Below are 17534 nucleotides of genomic sequence, written 5' to 3'. Positions count from 1 at the left end.
TAGTGATCTAGCACATGCTATCGAGTTCGTTACCCATCGGGCAGTTAATGCGCGCCGGTAATAAGCTCTTGTTGCCGGTAACGACAGTGAGTACAGTAGGTGATCCGGTATCCGGCGACGTTGGCGCGCCGAAGCGCCTGGCCGCAATTTGGGCAGGTATCGCTCTGCACTGCACCGTTTCCCGTGACTAACGGTCGCTTCGCGGTGCTATTTGGTAGCGGGCGAGGTGATACCGGGCGTGTTGGTTGGAAGTTCCATATTTTACTCAGGATTTCAACGATCTGTGCATAATCGAGCGCGCCACGCGAACGAGGGTCGTGTTCGTAGATCGTTTTGCCGACTGCAGAAGCTTCGGATAATCGCACGTTGGTCCGTACCGGTGGGAGCACAAGCTGGCCGTAAGTGCGGTTGAGATGGGCGAGCAAATCGATTGACTGACGCATGCGGGGATCAACCATCGTCGGGATAATAGCGCGCACCACACTCGTACTACCCTTTACCCGCGCAATTTGCGTGATCAGTTTTTCAAGACCGCGCACCGAAAATGGTTCAACGGTGGTCGGGATGATGATTTCGGTCGCAGCTATGAGCGCATTTTGATTTAGCACCGTCAGTGAACCGCCACAGTCGAAAAAGATAAAATCGTATTCTTCGCGCACGGGACGCACAAGCTGTTCGAGGACACGTACCCAATCGCTGCGACCTGCTATTGCTTGTTGAGCCAACAAAAGCGACTCATTAGCAGCGATCAGATCGAGGTTGGGGCGAGCAGAGATGCGCAAATCGGTGAGTGGTTTCTGATCGACAATGGCTTCGTACAGGGTACGGTGAGGACGCACACCGAGAGCCATTGCTAAATTACCCTGCGCGTCGATGTCGATCAACAACACCCGTGCGCCCTTGAGGGCCAAGCCAGCGCTGACGTTAACCACCGTTGTTGTTTTACCGATGCCGCCTTTGAGGTTAATGACTGCAACGATGCGCGTCATGCGCCACTCCTTATCCTGGCACGGTGCGATGCGTTGTCAGTGTAGTAGAGAGGATACGGGCTGTCAAGTGACAGCCCGCATCGTTGCGCAGCGGTGATGTGAGGAGTCGCGCTACCGCACCCCTTCCAACCGATCTTCGAGGTCGGCATAAATCTCACGTAATCGTTCAAGGGTAGCTTCATCCGCTTGCCAGAACCCGCGGTTATGTGCTTCCAGCAGGCGACCGGTAATGCCGGCGGTGGCGTGTGGGTTAAGGTTCGCTAACCGTTCGCGCATCTCTGGATCGAGCAGGTAGGTCTCAGCAATGCCTTGGTAGACCCAGCCCTCAACCGCTTGGGCGGTCGCGCTCCAGCCGTAGGTGTTGCTTACACGGATCTCGATCTCATGCACGCCTTCGTAGCCGTGCTTAAGCATACCTTCGTACCACTTGGGATTGAGCAATTTGGCCCGGCTTTCCATCCGTACCATCTGTTCGAGCGAACGCACCCGGTTCGCACCCGGTGTAACCAACTCGGCCACTTCACCCATCAACGTCATCGGACGGTCGCCGCGCGTCTTCTCGACACTCTTGGTTAGGCCACCGAGATACTCGTAGTAGTGATCGATGTCGCTGATCCCATTCTCAATGCTATCGACATTCTGGAAGGTAACGCGCACTGTCGCCAGTGCTTTTTCCATCACTGCGCGAGCTTCCCGCCATTCGCCACCGGGTTGGAAGGCAAAGCTCTTGCGTGTGATGAAGGCCTCGGCCAACTGCCCATCTTCTTCCCATGTGCTGCTTTCGACCAGATGATTAACGTTGGCGCCATAGCTCCCCGACGCATTTGAGAAGACGCGGGTGGCTGCCTCTTCCAAGCTCAAACCTAATTCTGCCGCTTGCACTACTGCGTGAGCGCGGACAAAATTCTGATCAAGTGGCTCATCGGCAGTCGCCGCCATCCGAATGGCCCGGTCGAGCAGGGCCGCTTGCGCCGCAAACAGGTCGCGGAAGATACCACTCACCGTAAGTACCACATCGATGCGCGGACGACCAAGCTCGGCGAGCGGGATCAGTTCTACCGCTGTGACCCGGCCTATCTCATCGGTGATAGCTCGTGCGCCGACGAGAGCGAGGGCTTGAGCGATCCCTTCTCCCTCGGTCTTGATGTTGTCGGTGCCCCATAAGACCATCGCTACCGTTTCAGGGTAGGTGCCTTGTTCGGCGCGCACCCGTTCGATCAACTCGTTGGCAACGGCTACGCCGGCAGCCGTAGCCGCCGGTGATGGGACGTGGAACGGATCGAAGGCATAGATGTTGCGCCCGGTGGGAACGACCGATGGATTACGCACCACGTCATTGCCTGCCGAAGGCAGCACATAGCCACCGTTGAGCGCCCGTAGTAGACTACTCAGCTCGCGCTCGGTCGTCATGCGGCGTTGGATGTCAAGCAGATAATTCCAGAGTGGCGTGAGGTGGCCGGACGGAAGATGAACATAACGCGCCAGTGCTTCATCAGCAGCATGGCCGGTACCGAACTGGACTAGTGCCGTGACTGCGGCGCGACAAATCTCTTCAATTTGACGATACCGAGCCTGTGCAGTTGGGTCATTGTGGAGGCGCCCACTCAGGCTCGTGTAGTCGTACCCAAGCGCATTGGCTACAATCTGCGGCAACGGTTCAAGGGGTGGCTGATTATGACTACGTGGCACACGGGTAAAGGTGGCAATTAGGTTGAGCACATCGATCTGTTCACTCGCTGCTGGTGGCTGACCGAGAACATGCAACCCGACCGGGATCATCCGCTGCTCGATCTGTAACAATTCGTGCCCGAGGGCGGCAACATATGCATCACCTTCGCCGCTGACCATCAGGTTCAAGGCTTCCGCTTGGGTGCGGAGATCGTCGATTAAAGTGGGATCGGGGTGGGCATGATAGTGGTCGATACTATCTTTGAGAGCACGTAGCCCTTTGTACAGACCGGCCTGTTGTACCGGTGGTACCAGATAGCTGATCAAGGTTGCCATCCCACGACGGCGGGCGATACTTCCCTCGCTCGGATTATTGACGCAGTAATAGTAGAAATTGGGTAGACCGCCGAGCAGACGCAACGGCCAGCACTGGGCGCTCAGACCGGCCTGCTTGCCGGGCATAAACTCGAGCGCACCGTGGGTACCGAAGTGCAGCACGGCATGGGCCTTAAATACCTTCCGTAACCAGACATAATATGCAGCAAATCCGTGATGAGGTGCTGCATCCTTGCTCATCAAGAGCCGGATCGGGTCACGCTCATAACCAAAACTCGGTTGCAACCCGACAAAGACATTCCCAAAACGACGGCCCAGGATAAACAACCGTTTACCGTCGCTCAGCAATTGGCCCGGCGCCGATCCCCAATACGGTTCGATCTCGACATAATCGGGGAAGAGTCGGCGATATTCTTCAACCGGCAATGTATCGGCGACATTTCCATCGGTACCGTGCAACAAGGCATTACCTTCAACCACCAGCCGGCGCAGATCATCGGCGCTCGGCGGTAGTTCGACGGTGTAGCCGGCATTGCGTAGCTCTTGCATCAGACGGAAAACGCTGGCAAACACATCAAGGTATGCGGCGGTACCGGCATTCCCAAGGTTCGGCGGGAAATTAAACAGGGTAATCGCAATACGTCGTTCGGCTACCGGTGTACGCCGGAGTGCGACACGGGCGGCAATACGTTCGGCGGCCAATTCAATCTCGGCAGGGAGCGGAATCACCTCTTCCCGACCACGCAGCATCCCACCGATGACAAGCGGATCGGTCGCACCATCGAGTTCGGGCAGCGAGACATTGAGCGCCAGTTGAACCGGAGCGATACCGCGATCATCGGCGCGCCATTGCTCGATATGCTGGAATACCAACGGGAAGAGATCGAGCATTGGCGTATCGAGCCGGTCGAGCAGAGCGCTCGCTTGGTCTGGATCGGTATTGGCCGGACCGCCCACCAGCGCGAAGCCGGTCGTATTGATCAACAGGTCAATATCGGTAGATGGCTCATGACGGCGAGCGCGATCCGGGTCGGTGAAGAAACGTTCAACGGTTGCCCGCATATCGAGCGTCGGGCTGTACGCCGCGCGTGCTTCGATACCGCGTGCCTCAAGCGCACGGATCAGCGCATCGAGGTGGGCGCGATTACCTGACAGAGCGAACGGTCGCATGGTCAGGAGGCCAACCGTACCGGACGAGAACCTATGGCGCTGTTTGCGCCGCCACGCTCGGTAGGCGGCTAGATCGGCAAACGGTTCGGGTGCGTCGGGGTGAAAGGCACCAATCTCAGGAATCTGCTGGGGATCGAGCACCGGCAGCTTGCCTTTGTAACCGGGTACATAACGCTCGATCAACATCAGTAACAGGCGACGTAGATTTTCAGGAGTGCTGGCAGCCCAGAACTGGTGGGCCATAACATACGTATGAATGTCACGCGCTTTGCCGGGCAAAAATTTCAGCACATTGCTCAAGCCGCGTACCAACGCCATCTGCCGCTGAATCTCGGCATGGCCGTGTTTCGGCTGGAACTGGCTTAGCCATTGGCGAAATGCACTCTGTTCGGTGGCGGGTTTAGGACGGAGATCAAACTTCCCGATCCGGGTCTGCTTGATTAACGATGGGCTGCTCATGATCATACAGACCGGACACGAGGCCTTGGCTAGCAGGTCGCTTAACGGTCGGACGTACTCTTCACCGAACAACATCGAACCGAAGACAAAATCGGCTCGCGCAATTGCTGCGGCAAGCCGTTCCCAGTCGGTGGTGGAGTGCATATCAGGTGGAGTGAAGAAATCGATGACCAACCGTAAACCGTGCTCGCGTTCAATCGCCGCTGCTGCTTGCCGTAAAGCGGGGGCGTTGTTCGCCTCGATACACATGAACACGAAGCGCATAGCCGATCTCCTTACAAACTAACGCTCGGGTTGGGCCTTCGCGATGGTTCGGTTACCGGCTTGCCGGCGACACCGACGTGATCTTGCTCAATGAGCCAACCGGTTGTACCTTCGCGATGGTTCAATTGCAGGTTTGCCATGCGCAACCTTTGCGTGATCAGATTTCTCCTTATTATATGATATGTCATTATAGATACAAGGTATCATTTTGTAAAGAATTACTCGCTTTGTGCCGGGAACCTCGTGAAGATTTCACAACTGATGGGCAGAGACGCGAACAACTTATCACGGCCGGTCGCTCAGCAATGTTGTGAGAATTCGTAGAGAAGCGGGCAGTGATATACACATTTGTGAATGAACATTTTGTTATATTATTCTTGAACGGTGTTGCAGTACCGGCAACAGTGCAGCGGCATACTCCGGCCATCACCGATACACGCTAACGATACCGGAGGTGAGCCAATGTTCGGGAGTAAGCAGGGTAAACAGGCACGTCTACGGCGATATGCCGAATTGCTAGCGTGTGGTCCACTCACTGCGGCTGAGTTGGCGTACCGTCTTGGCGTGCCACGTTCAACGGTGATCCGTGATTTACCGCTGCTTGAAGAGCAGGGAATATTGTTGGCTGAGGATCACGCGGGCCGTTTGTCCCTCGTTCGGTGCGCATTGTCATCCAACTGTGGTGATGTTTGATAGTAGGCAATGGTATAACGATTTGCAGCGCTTAGTACGCTAATAGCACACGGCAGACGCAGGAGTATGTATGACGCGGATCGAACGTTTGATCGGCATTGATACGATGATTCGGAGTGGTCGCTATCCATCAGTAGCTGATTTTTGTCAACGTTTTGAAGTGAGCGAGCGGGCGATTTATCAAGACTTGGCCTATTTGCGGGAGCGGATTAACGCGCCGTTGGCCTATAGCCGACAGCACCGCGGTTACTACTATCGTAATCCGACATGGGTATTGCCGGCGTTCCAGATTGGTGAAGGCGAGTTACTGTCGTTCCTGCTCAGTATTGAATTGAGCCAACGCTATCTCGGCACCGTTTTTGTTGCACCGCTTCGCAATTTGCTGAATCAGTTGCAAAACTATCAGATCAGTATCAATCCCAATGATTTCCTGACTCATCTCACATTTCAACCCGGCGCAGTTGCTCCGGTCGATCCGGCGTTACTCCACGATGTCAATGTTTGCATCCGTGAACAGTATCCGCTCGCGATTACCTACTTTACTGCGAGCCGACGGGAATATCGTGATCGGGTGATCGAGCCGTATCACCTGTATTTTGCTCGTGGTGATCTATACGTCATCGCTTATGATCATCTCCGTCGCGAGTTTCGTCAATTTGCCCTTTGTCGGATCAAGCGTTGGCAGGTGCAATCTCAGCAACGTTTTCAACGCGATCCCACTTTTGATGCGGCGGCGTATCTCCGTCATGCTTTTGTGAGCGAGGTTGGGGGTCGTCCGGTAACGGTGGCAGTTGCATTTGATCGCGATCAGGCACCGTACATTCGTGAACGGCAATGGCATCCGACACAGCGGATTGAGGAGTTACCTGATGGTGGCTTGATCTTGCGTTTCGAGAGCGGTGCGTTAGGTGAGATCAAACGGTGGGTCCTAGGTTATGGTTCGCAGGCGCGGGTATTGGCGCCGCCGGAATTGGTGCAGATGGTGGCCGCTGAGTTACAGCAAGCAGCGGCACAATACACCTTAGACTGCAACTATAATGCAGGGCGAACTGCTATCCTACAAATTAGCGATGACGGAAGTTGATAGATGTGTTGAGCTGGATGATTCCCGCGCTCGGGTAGTTCCGAGGTGGGTGTGAGGAGGGTGACATGGCGAATCCGATAGGTATCACCTATACCGGGCATCCATTCATTGACGTTGGTTTTGCAACACTCGCCGCTTTTGCCAATCGGCAGCGTTTTGCCGATCTCATCACAGACGATCTTGCGCAAATGGCCGATTACGTTGAAGCAAACTATGTACGACAGCCACTCCGTAGTTTTCTCACCATGGCGCTAACCAGTAATTCGTGGTTTGCTCAGTCAGCATACGATCCGAACCGGTCTAATCTCACGCCGCAACAACAGCAAGAAGCGCAAGAGAAGCGCAAATGTTGGGCGGATCGGCATCTGCGCCAATGGCAGCTACCTGCTTCTAATGGCGCTGAAACATGTCTGTTCACCGGGAGGCCGGCCGCTACCCTTGAATTGTCCGGCAAGCTGAAGCCCGGTCGGGTGGGGCGGGCGCAGATGCCGTTGTTGCAAGGGGACGATGCCATCAACTTCTTTATCAACGGTGATCCCGGTTTGCCGATGGCAGCGGAAGCGATCTTGGCCTTGCAAGCAATGCCACTGGGCTGCGCCAAGGTTGGAGGGGGATTGGTAGCAGTGCATAGCGATGACGAGCAGTTGACGATTGATTTCGCCGCGCGCTTTTTACAGCGTAATCTGAGAGATGTCGCGAAGGCGCAGGCGGCTGGTGAAGAGAAATTGCTCGGTTCGCCGCGCAGCTTGAAGACGCTGCTTATCGAGACGCTGGCCGAGATCATCCGCCACCAGATCCAAGTGGGCGTGCGCCGTGAACGACGACCAACGGTGACGGCGTACTACTTCAATAATGGGCAGAGTCCATCGCTCGATATCTACCATCTGCCGTTGCAGATCACCGGCTTTCTACTGGCAGTGCATACCCCGGCCTACCGCACAATCTGGAATGAGTTGGTGCAGCGGAGCTGGCAACGTTCGGAAACACCGACAAAGCGGCGAAAAGTCGCTGAACCAACCGAACCGCGGTTTAACTATCTGTACGAAGATCTCTTTACGTTGCCGCAGCAGGCAGCACGGTTTGTCCGTACCTATTTTCTCCGTATTCCCAATCGGTCTACCGCGACCGATGACCCGCGGCGCGAGTATTCGACGCGTCGCGAAGCCGATCTTGTTTCGTGGCCGCTGGTTGAACTTTTTATGCAGGAGGTAATGCTCATGACCGATGATCTGGTAGCGAAGTTGAAAGAGCTGGGCGATAAGTTGGCTGATTACACCCGTCATCAGGGTGGCAAACGGTTCTTTCGCCAGTTTTTTACCGTGCAGCGTAGTGATCATTTTTTAACCCTGCTCAACAAGACGAATATCGACTATACGCGCTATAAGCGTGGCACCGAGACGTTGTTCGATCTCGATAGTTTTCTTACGTTGTTTATGGAGGGTGAAGAGGTGTTGCGCAACGATTGGCGGTTGATACGTGATCTGGTACTGATTCGGATGGTTGAACAATTGCGTGATTGGATTGCCAATAACGTCGATGCCATTCCGAGTGAGGAGGAAGTGGTGGAGGCGTAGCGACGCAGTAGAGCCGAACGGCTGTTTGGCTCCGCAAAGGTGTAGAGGGGTTCAAACGCAAAGGCGTGAAGATCGCTAAGCACTGTTTGATAGGAACAAACGATAGCAACAAGGAGGATACCCAATGGCATTTGTGACCGGTCTCTTTCTGATCGACGCACCGGCGTCGGCACTCAACAATCTCGGTTCGATACCCGGTGAGCGGGAAGATAACACCGTCGGTGTCAAAATGATCTCGACCAAAGCCGGTAACTTTCCCTATGTCTCGGCACAAGCGTTTCGTTACTGGTTGCGCACCACCCTCGAGCGGCGGGTACCGGAATGGAAGGCATCGCCGATCTTCCGTGAAGAAAAGATTGCCTACACCGACGCCAATCCGATCCGCTACTGGGATGATGATCTTTTTGGGTATATGCGCGCGCCGGGGAAGTCGGATACGGCGAAGAAGAGTCGTGAGCAGCTAAGCATGCTCGATGAGGCAACGCCGGTGAAAGATACCATCACGCGCGCTTCACCCTTTCGGGTGAGTACATTGGTCTCGATTGCACCGGTCAATCCGACGAGTGATTTCGGCGTCATGTCGCGTCACGAGGGTAATCCGGTGCCGCATGAGCACCAGTTTTACCGGGCAACCCTGAAGGGTCTCTTCTCGCTTGATCTGTGGGCATGCGGTACCTTCTCGTATCTCAACCGTACCGGTTTTCGCAATCTCGATGACGAGCGACTCAATCTGATCCGCGACTATCCCGGTGCTGAGCATTTAGAGGCAGAGAAGTCATACCGCTTACCCAAGCAGGAACGGTTGACACGGGTGAAGGCGTTGTTTAGCGGGATGGCGCAGCTTGAGGGGGGAGCTAAGCAGACGTTACACTATACCGATGTCAGCCCGGCATTAGTCATTTTTGCTGTTACCGACGGCGGGAATCATATCTTTCACCACACGGTGGGCGCGAATCGTACCGGTCAGCCTGAGATCAAAACTGACGCCCTGCGCGAGGCGTTACGTGTGTTTGCCGATGGTATCCGCTCACCGGTGTATGTTGGTTGGGTGAAGGGGTATCTCGATGAGGCACGTGCGGCGTTTGAGCAGTTCGTTGCCGAACATAATGCGAACGTTGATGCGAATGGCTTGCCGCGTATCGAGCTGAGCCATCCGCGTGAGGCGTTTTTGAGCTTCGTGGTTGCGTGCGATACACATCCAGACTGGTTGGATTAGTTAACGCAAAGGCGCAAAGTGCGCAGAGGGGTTAATACAAAGGCGCAAGGTACGCGAAAGATGCGAAGAATTGTTGGATGCCAACCCAGCTCACCCACTCCATCATTTACCTCTTTGCGCCTTAACATCTCTGCGTCTCTGCGTCTTTGCGTCTCTGCGTCTCTGCATCTTTGCGTCTCTGCGTCTTTGCGTCTCTGCGTCTTTGCGTCTCTGCATCTTTGCGTCTCTGCGTCTTTGCGTCTCTGCGTCTTTGCGTTAGTGCGTTAGTTGGAGAAAACGATGTATGTCCTCAAAATCGTGCTCGAAGGTATCACTACCTCCTTCCGCTATCCACACTTTATGCTTGGTGTACAACCGAGTTTCCCGCTCCCTCCGCCGGCGACAATCTACGGTCATGTGTGTAGCACACTCGGGGAGTGGTTCGATCCCGAAGGAGTAATGTTCGCCTACCATTTCACTTTTGCCGGTGAAGGTCAAGACCTCGAACACATTCACGTGCTGTCGGTATCGTCGGGTAAGTTACCCAGCGGCGAACGTAAAGTCCTGGAGGGCAACGTCAATCCCTTCAAACGCAATATACTCCTCTTCCCACGGCTAACGCTCTACCTCAATCGGCCCGATTGGCTCGATTATTTCCGTCATCCACGCTACCCAGTCGTTTTGGGACGTTCGCAAGACTTGGCCGTGTACACACAGATCGAGGTGATTGAGCTGCAACAACAAGAACAGGTCTACTTCGAGCATACGCTCATGCCGTACACCATGGCAACCCAAGTACCGGCTGGGGTTGTCGCTCTCATGCCGAGCTGGATCGACTACCACAATCGGCGACGGCCGGTCTTTGCGCGCTATCTGATGCTAACCGAGCGGGTGACGAGCAAACAGATGCTACACTTCGGCACGCAAAAACCGCGTTATTGGTATGACCCGACCGCACCACGGGTGCATGACGAACCGTTAGGGTTGTGGTTTCACACCTTCGGAGGAACTGCTGATGAGACCTTCGCCGTGGCCTGATTGGTTAGATGATCTACTTGCCAAGAGCCAGCGCTACGGAGGCGAAACATTGGCCGAGCATACGTGGGTAGTGTTGAGTCGGCTGGCCGATCTGTATCGCCTACGACCGCACCTGCTGGATAACAGTCGACTCTGGCACTGTTTGTATTGGGCGGTGTTTCTGCACGATTTTGGCAAAGCAGCGCGTGGTTTTCAGCAACGGTTGCGGGGTGGGCCGGCATGGTCACACCGCCACGAAGTGCTCTCGTTGGCATTCGTGGATGCCATCGCTCATGGTCTATCCGCTGATGAGCAGTGTTGGCTGGTTGCAGCCATCGTGTCACATCATCGCGACGAAGCCGAAATTGCGGAGACTTATCCATTAGATGTTCGCAAGGACCCGCTGGTTGAGCTATGTCGTGAAGTGGACGACGAGATCGTTTTCCGGCTCAACAAGTGGCTGGCTACGTGTGCCAACCCTTGGCGTGAGGCATTAGGATTAGCTGGGGTGGTGGGTGAGATTACACCGCAATCGATGACGGTCAAAGCCAAACGGGTACGTTACTGGTTGGGTATCTACCACGAGTGGGTGGAGGCGAACCATCCTGCAGCACGGGTACCCGGCATTTTGCTGCGCGGCTTGATTACCACTGCCGATCATATGGCTTCGGCGCATCTTCATCGCCTGCCGCCACCGATCACCGAACCGTGGTCGGCGTTGGCTAAACGTCTTTTGCCGGCGGGATGGCAGGTCTACGAACACCAACGGCAAAGTGGCATGCTCAACGGCCAATCGGCGCTGCTCATGGCCCCGACCGGCAGCGGCAAGACTGAAGCTGCGCTCTATTGGGCACTTGGTGATGGTACCGCACCTCCAGCGCGTATCTTCTATACCCTACCCTATCAGGCGAGTATGAATGCCATGTACGACCGATTACGGCAGAACTTTGGCGACGATCTGGTCGGCCTACAGCATGGCCGGGCAGCACAAGCCCTTTACGCTCGCTTTCGGGAGGGTGAGGAATGGTCGGCTGCAGCGCGGCGTGTACAGTGGGAAAAGAACTTGAACACGCTGCACGCTCGCCCGCTCAAAGTACTCAGCCCGTACCAACTCCTCAAAGCTCTCTTCCAACTGCGCGGGTTTGAAGCCATGCTCACCGATTACGCGCAGGCAGCGTTTGTATTTGACGAGATTCATGCTTACGAACCGGAACGTCTCGCCTTGATTATCGGTCTGATGCGGTATCTACGCGAGCAGTTCGCTGCACGTTTCTTTGTAATGTCGGCTACGTTTCCCCAGCTTATTCGCGACCGGTTAACGGTGGCACTTGGTAACAACGTTCCCGTAATCCGGGCTAGCCCGGAGATCTTTACCCGCTTTCGTCGTCACCAACTATTCTTACGTGATGGTGATCTCACCGATCCGACCACCATCACCGAGATTGTCAATGGAGTGAGGACGGGCCGGCAAGTGTTGGTTTGCGCGAATACGGTGGCGCGGGCGCAAGCACTGTGCGATCAGCTCGCGCAAGCCGGTCTCACCGATGACCAACTTCTCTTGATCCATAGTCGCTTTACGCATGGCGACCGCAACCGACTCGAACAGCGTATCCGTTTTTACTGTGGCAGTAATGTTGCCCAAAGACCGCCACTAGTGCTGGTGGCTACGCAGGTAGTCGAAGTGAGTCTCGATATTGATCTCGACACAATCTATACCGATCCGGCTCCCCTCGAAGCGCTCTTACAACGCTTTGGCCGCGTCAACCGGTGTGGTGCGAAGGGGATCTGTCCGGTCTACGTCTTTCGTCAGCCCAACGACGGGCAAGGTGTCTATGGTCGTGATCGCGATCCGAATCGTGCGGGACATATTGTCCGTGTGACATTAGCCGAGCTTGAGAAGCACAATCGTGAGATTATTGACGAAGCCGCGATTAATGACTGGCTCGACAACATTTATGCCGATCCTGAGCTGAAACAGCAATGGACAGAAGCCTACCAACGGATGGCGCAACACGTTGAACTCATCATCAACGGTATCCGTCCGTTTCGGAGTGATGACCAGCGTGAGGATGAGTTTGAGCAACTGTTCGATGGCGTTGAGGTGGTACCGCAGTGCTTTGAAGAGGACTATGTTAAGTGTCTTGTTGAGGAACGGTTGATTGAAGCGAATGACTATCTGGTCAGCATCAGCAAGCAACGGTTTGCCATCCTGCGTAGCCAAGGCAAACTGCGTCCGGCGGAAGAGACCGGCAAGCGGCGGGTATGGGTTGCGCAGCTTCCCTACGACGAGCGTAACGGTCTCTCGTTTAGTGACATCGTGATTGATCCGGATTGGAGTTAAGTATGAGTCTGACGGTGCATCATCTCATCTTTACCGCCACTGCTGCCACCCCGGTTGTGCTGGCTGCGCACAGCGGGCCGGCCGTGCGCGGCGCAATTTCCAACGCGCTCTGGAACCGGTTCTGCACTAACAAAAGCGCCACCACCTGCGCCGGCTGCCCGCTGTTTCAGCATTGCCCGGTCGCAGCGCTGGTCGCGCCAATGCGCAGCGAAGACGAAAAAGGCAGCGAGCAGCGCCCGCGTCCGTATGTGGTGCGCCCGCCCCGTGACGGCGGGAAACGCTACCAACCCGGCGATACCATCCGGTTTGGCCTTGCCCTCTTTGGTCAGGCCGAAATCTTCTTCCCCTTCATCGTGATGGCTGTGCGCGAACTCGAACACGACGGGATCGGCATCAGCTTGACCGAACTCGGTCGCCGGCGCGGCACGATTAAGCTCAACGCGATTGAAGCGTACAACCCGCTGAGCGGCGAGCGGCAGATGCTCTATCCGCTGCCCGGCGGCAACGTCAACTTCCCCAGCCTGCCGATCGATGCGACGGCGGTGCAAGACTACGCGGCGCGGTTGCCGACCGATCAGATCACGCTCACCTTTCATACGCCGGCCCGCTTGGTCGACCAAGACCGGCTGGTGAAGCAGATCACGCTGAGGCCGCTGATCCAGCGCCTCATGCGTCGGCTTGACGACCTCAGCCGGGCGTATGGCGCTGGCCCGCTAGCGATCGACTTTCGTAGCCTGCTCGCCATCGCCGAGCAGGTCACAACGACGGTTGATCAGACGCGCTGGGTTGACGTGGTAAGCGTTTCGTCGCGCCAGCAACGGCGCACCCCGGTGGGAGGACTGATCGGCAGTGCCACTTTCAGCGGGCCGCTTGCGCCCCTGCGCGAGCTGATCGTTTGGGGCAGCTTGATCCACATCGGGCGCAACGCGGTCAAAGGCGACGGCTGGTACACCCCGGACGGGATGGAGGTCTTGCCGTAACGCCAGTAGCAAGGCATTGCCTTGCGAACTTGACAACGACAGGTGTTTCGGAGTATCAATGAACACACCGGCAGTGCATAACAACCGAGCCAGCATTGCAGCCATCAGCGCACTGCATGATCGTTTCTGCACCTTAACAACCAGCATGTCACCCATTGCGGGCGACGCCGGTACAGAAAGGAAGACTGCACCATGGAACTCATCGTTAGCGAACGCGGCAGTTTTGTCGGTAAACACCAAGGCCGGCTGCGGGTAACCAAGGACAATGAGCTGGTACGTGAAGTACCGATCATGCATCTCCGACAAGTCATCATCTGTGGTGGCGGTGTCGCCATCAGCAGCGATGCCATACGGGTGTGCAGTGAAGAAGGCATCCCAATCCACTTTATCAGCACCAATGGTACCCCACATTCTAGCCTCTACAGTGCTGGCCTCACCGGCACCGTTCTCACGCGGCGAGCACAACTGCGTGCTTATGACGGGCCGGCCGGTGTCGCCCTTGCCCGTGCATTCACGCTGGGCAAACTAGGTAACCAAGCCAACCTCCTGCGCTACGCAGCAAAAAATCGCAAAGAGACGGCACCTGATGTATACGAACAACTGATGACTACAGCTGGTGAAGCGGTTGACTACCAAATCGCAGTCGAACGACTCAAAGGCGAAACGGTTGATGAGATTCGTGAAGAATTGATGGGGATTGAAGGCCGCTACGCAGCGCACTACTGGAAAGCCATCGGCGCGATAGTCCCGCCTGAACTCAATTGGCCGGGGCGCGAGACACGTGGGGCAAGCGATCCGTTCAATCAAGTACTCAACTACGGTTACGGCGTGTTGTATGGTCAGATCGAACTTGCCATCGTGCTTGCCGGTCTCGATCCGTATGCCGGCCTACTCCACGCCGATCGACCGGGAAAACCGAGTCTAGTTTTAGATTTAATCGAAGAGTTTCGCCAAGCAGTGGTTGATCGACCGCTGCTCGGCCAGATCACCCGTGGTTGGCAGATTGGGCGGGAAGAAGATGGGCGGCTTGATCAACCTACGCGCGAGCGCATTGTGACCAAAGTGCTCGAACGGCTTGAATCAACCGAACCGTATGAAGGAAAGCGGCAACCGTTACGTCATATCATCCAGTGTCAAGCACGCCACATTGCTACCTTCGTGCGTGGTGATCGTGAAAACTACACCCCATTCGTGATGGGCTGGTGATAGTGATAGAGCGATATGCAGTGCCTCGTGATTTACGACATCCCTGATGACCGGGCACGACAGCGTGTTGCTGATGCCTGTCTAGACTACGGTCTACAGCGGATTCAATACAGTGCATTTGCCGGCAATCTCAGCCGAGCGCATCAACGCGCGCTGTTTAACGAAATAACTCGTCGATTGAAAGATCGCACTGCCAACGTTCAACTCTTCGTCTTCGATGCAAAGATGTGGGAGGAACGGCGGGTATTGGAGCAAAACTATGACAACACCTGATCTAGACACAATCGAGGTCAGTGACGTCAAGCAATGGCGCTACTGCCCACGGGTAGTGTGGTATGCTTACTGTTTGCCTACGATTCGCCCCAAGACCGATCTGATGCGCCACGGTATAGCCAGTCATCGTGCCGAAGAGGATCGTGAAGTGCGACGTTCATTGCGCACGTATGGTCTCAAAACCGGTGAGCGCTATTTCAACGTCTACTTACGTTCAGAGCGTTTAGGCGTGCGTGGTATCCTCGATCTCGCAATTGTCGTACCCAAGCGAGACGATCCGGCGGCGAAGGTGGTAGTAGTCGATTACAAAGACAGTGAGCAACCGGCTGGACCACATTTCAAGTTGCAAGTAGGAACGTATGCCTTGCTGATTGAAGAGGTGTGGGGATTACCGGTAGAAACCGGGTGGATCTATCATATCCCGTTGCGTAAAGCCGAAAAGGTTCCGATCACTCCGCAACTACGACGTAATGTACTTGAAACGATTACCGCCGTGCAACGGGCTATTCAAACCGAAGCTCTACCACCACCCCCGACCAGTCGTGCAATGTGTGTAAACTGTGAATTCCGTCGCTTCTGTAATGATGTTGTGTGAGCATAGCGATCGAATAGGTCGTTAACGCGGTTCGCTCGCAACTCTGTACCGGAGAGGTCTTGTTCCCCTACTCCGGTACAAAAACAGATAACCCGTTATCGGCAATATGGTTCATTACAAAGGGATGGAGTATCATCTCAACTCGATGCCTTTTACGGGCAAAAGAAAAGTTGCGAGCATAGCCCACTTGGTACGTTTGCGATCGTCCAAAAAGTGATTATACTAAGAGTGTAGGAAGGCCTATGAGCGATTGTATCGGCAGAGGGAGGGTGATCACAGCGGGAGGGCTTCAGGAAGAGAGGTAGCCTTTCAATACTTTCGGCTCACGGTAGAGCACTGAAACCTCGGCATTTCCTGCTTTCTGCTGAAGCTGTTGTTTCTTTCAATACTTTCGGCTCACGGTAGAGCACTGAAACTATTGAATCGGAGCAAGTTTTTAGCTCCTACATGGACTTTCAATACTTTCGGCTCACGGTAGAGCACTGAAACGCGTCTGTTGCGGTTTACAGCGGGGAGGTGTATCGAGCGCTTTCAATACTTTCGGCTCACGGTAGAGCACTGAAACCTGGCGAACGTTATACTCTTCATCCAGCACCGAGCGCCTTTCAATACTTTCGGCTCACGGTAGAGCACTGAAACTCTATTACGGTGACGGTGAACAATACCGACGTAGCCTTTCAATACTTTCGGCTCACGGTAGAGCACTGAAACTCAAGGAAGTAATATATCGCATGTATTCTGACAAACTTTCAATACTTTCGGCTCACGGTAGAGCACTGAAACTTCCTGGAGACTACCTTCTTCTGGGGCTTCAAGCTGCTTTCAATACTTTCGGCTCACGGTAGAGCACTGAAACTAGTCGAGTTTCGAGACCGTATTGCTCGTCTCTTGTCCTTTCAATACTTTCGGCTCACGGTAGAGCACTGAAACGTGATGGACGAGACGACGGCGACATCGCTAAAAATACTGCCTTTCAATACTTTCGGCTCACGGTAGAGCACTGAAACGTTGGCGGAGTTTTAATCCAGACAAATGCTACAGTAACTTTCAATACTTTCGGCTCACGGTAGAGCACTGAAACGTCCCGATCCGCAGATGGAACGCGGATTCTGTAAGCTTTCAATACTTTCGGCTCACGGTAGAGCACTGAAACGCATGATAGCCGATCACATCTTGTTGTGACAGTGCCCCTTTCAATACTTTCGGCTCACGGTAGAGCACTGAAACCTCATCGGCGAGTATGATGTGCTCCGTTGGCCATACTTTCAATACTTTCGGCTCACGGTAGAGCACTGAAACACACCAACCACCATCAGCACGATAACGAATGCAACAACTTTCAATACTTTCGGCTCACGGTAGAGCACTGAAACATTCTACAGGCTTGAGAAAATAGAAATTGTTACCGCTTTCAATACTTTCGGCTCACGGTAGAGCACTGAAACCCTGCTGTTGACGAGCGAATACAAGCTGCAACTCAACTTTCAATACTTTCGGCTCACGGTAGAGCACTGAAACTGGGGACTATGACGGATACGCCGCAGCAGCGATGCTACTCTTTCAATACTTTCGGCTCACGGTAGAGCACTGAAACTCTGCGGGATTATTGTCTGATGCGGTTGATGACTCCTTTCAATACTTTCGGCTCACGGTAGAGCACTGAAACCGACTTCTTTGGGAACAGGTACTG

The 17534-nt window shown here is 54.7% G+C and carries 13 protein-coding genes and 1 CRISPR repeat array; of the genes, 10 read left to right on the top strand and 3 right to left on the bottom strand.

Annotated elements, in window-relative coordinates:
- Nucleotides 1-44 precede the first annotated feature (44 nt).
- From AC01ZF_RS10765 to AC01ZF_RS10755, 3 genes are all read right to left on the bottom strand, one after another.
- Nucleotides 45-989, bottom strand: a complete 945-nt coding sequence (locus AC01ZF_RS10765; protein WP_424677426.1) for an AAA family ATPase — start codon at nt 987-989, stop codon at nt 45-47.
- A 111-nt stretch (nt 990-1100) separates the two neighbouring features.
- Nucleotides 1101-4886 (bottom strand): magnesium chelatase subunit H, encoded by a 3786-nt coding sequence (locus AC01ZF_RS10760; protein ID WP_424677427.1) that lies wholly within the window; start codon nt 4884-4886, stop codon nt 1101-1103.
- Nucleotides 4887-4897: 11 nt separating this feature from the next.
- On the bottom strand, nt 4898-5026 hold the full coding sequence (locus AC01ZF_RS10755; protein WP_424677428.1) for a hypothetical protein: 129 nt from the start codon (nt 5024-5026) through the stop codon (nt 4898-4900).
- 322 nt (nt 5027-5348) lie between these two features.
- On the opposite strand from AC01ZF_RS10755, the gene AC01ZF_RS10750 reads away from it, so the two are divergent.
- The 10 genes from AC01ZF_RS10750 to cas4 all read left to right on the top strand — a co-directional run bounded on the left by AC01ZF_RS10750 (nt 5349) and on the right by cas4 (nt 15844).
- A complete protein-coding gene (locus AC01ZF_RS10750; RefSeq protein WP_424677429.1) occupies nt 5349-5579 on the top strand; it encodes an HTH domain-containing protein in 231 nt (76 codons plus the stop codon).
- A gap of 70 nt (nt 5580-5649) precedes the next feature.
- On the top strand, nt 5650-6663 hold the full coding sequence (locus AC01ZF_RS10745; protein WP_424677430.1) for a helix-turn-helix transcriptional regulator: 1014 nt from the start codon (nt 5650-5652) through the stop codon (nt 6661-6663).
- 65 nt (nt 6664-6728) lie between these two features.
- Nucleotides 6729-8237 carry a type I-B CRISPR-associated protein Cas8b1/Cst1 gene (locus AC01ZF_RS10740; protein ID WP_424677431.1) on the top strand — a complete coding sequence of 503 codons (1509 nt, stop codon included), beginning with the start codon at nt 6729-6731 and terminating at the stop codon, nt 8235-8237.
- Nucleotides 8238-8361: 124 nt separating this feature from the next.
- A complete protein-coding gene (cas7i, locus tag AC01ZF_RS10735; protein ID WP_476575352.1) occupies nt 8362-9453 on the top strand; it encodes a type I-B CRISPR-associated protein Cas7/Cst2/DevR in 1092 nt (363 codons plus the stop codon).
- Nucleotides 9454-9732: 279 nt separating this feature from the next.
- Complete coding sequence (gene cas5b, locus AC01ZF_RS10730; protein WP_424677517.1) at nt 9733-10470, top strand: type I-B CRISPR-associated protein Cas5b; 738 nt, start codon at nt 9733-9735, stop codon at nt 10468-10470.
- Nucleotides 10448-12790, top strand: coding sequence for a CRISPR-associated helicase Cas3' (cas3, locus tag AC01ZF_RS10725; protein ID WP_424677516.1), 2343 nt, complete (start codon nt 10448-10450; stop codon nt 12788-12790). Before cas5b ends, cas3 begins: the two co-directional genes overlap by 23 nt.
- 2 nt (nt 12791-12792) lie before the next feature.
- Nucleotides 12793-13770: a CRISPR system precrRNA processing endoribonuclease RAMP protein Cas6 gene (gene cas6, locus AC01ZF_RS10720; RefSeq protein ID WP_476575351.1), complete on the top strand. Its 978-nt coding sequence runs from the start codon at nt 12793-12795 to the stop codon at nt 13768-13770.
- Nucleotides 13771-13962: 192 nt separating this feature from the next.
- Entirely contained in the window at nt 13963-14976 is a 1014-nt protein-coding gene (cas1, locus tag AC01ZF_RS10715) for a CRISPR-associated endonuclease Cas1 (protein ID WP_424677514.1), read from the top strand.
- A 15-nt stretch (nt 14977-14991) separates the two neighbouring features.
- Nucleotides 14992-15249, top strand: coding sequence for a CRISPR-associated endonuclease Cas2 (gene cas2, locus AC01ZF_RS10710; protein ID WP_424677513.1), 258 nt, complete (start codon nt 14992-14994; stop codon nt 15247-15249).
- A complete protein-coding gene (gene cas4, locus AC01ZF_RS10705; RefSeq protein WP_424677512.1) occupies nt 15236-15844 on the top strand; it encodes a CRISPR-associated protein Cas4 in 609 nt (202 codons plus the stop codon). The genes cas2 and cas4 overlap by 14 nt, the downstream gene beginning before the upstream one ends.
- 306 nt (nt 15845-16150) lie before the next feature.
- A CRISPR array of direct repeats spans nt 16151-17510; the repeat unit is 37 nt; unit sequence CTTTCAATACTTTCGGCTCACGGTAGAGCACTGAAAC.
- Nucleotides 17511-17534: the final 24 nt, after the last annotated feature.

The organism is Chloroflexus sp. (assembly GCF_056331925.1).
The sequence above is the reverse complement of the archived record's forward strand: the minus strand, read 5'-3'. Positions and strand labels throughout refer to the sequence as shown.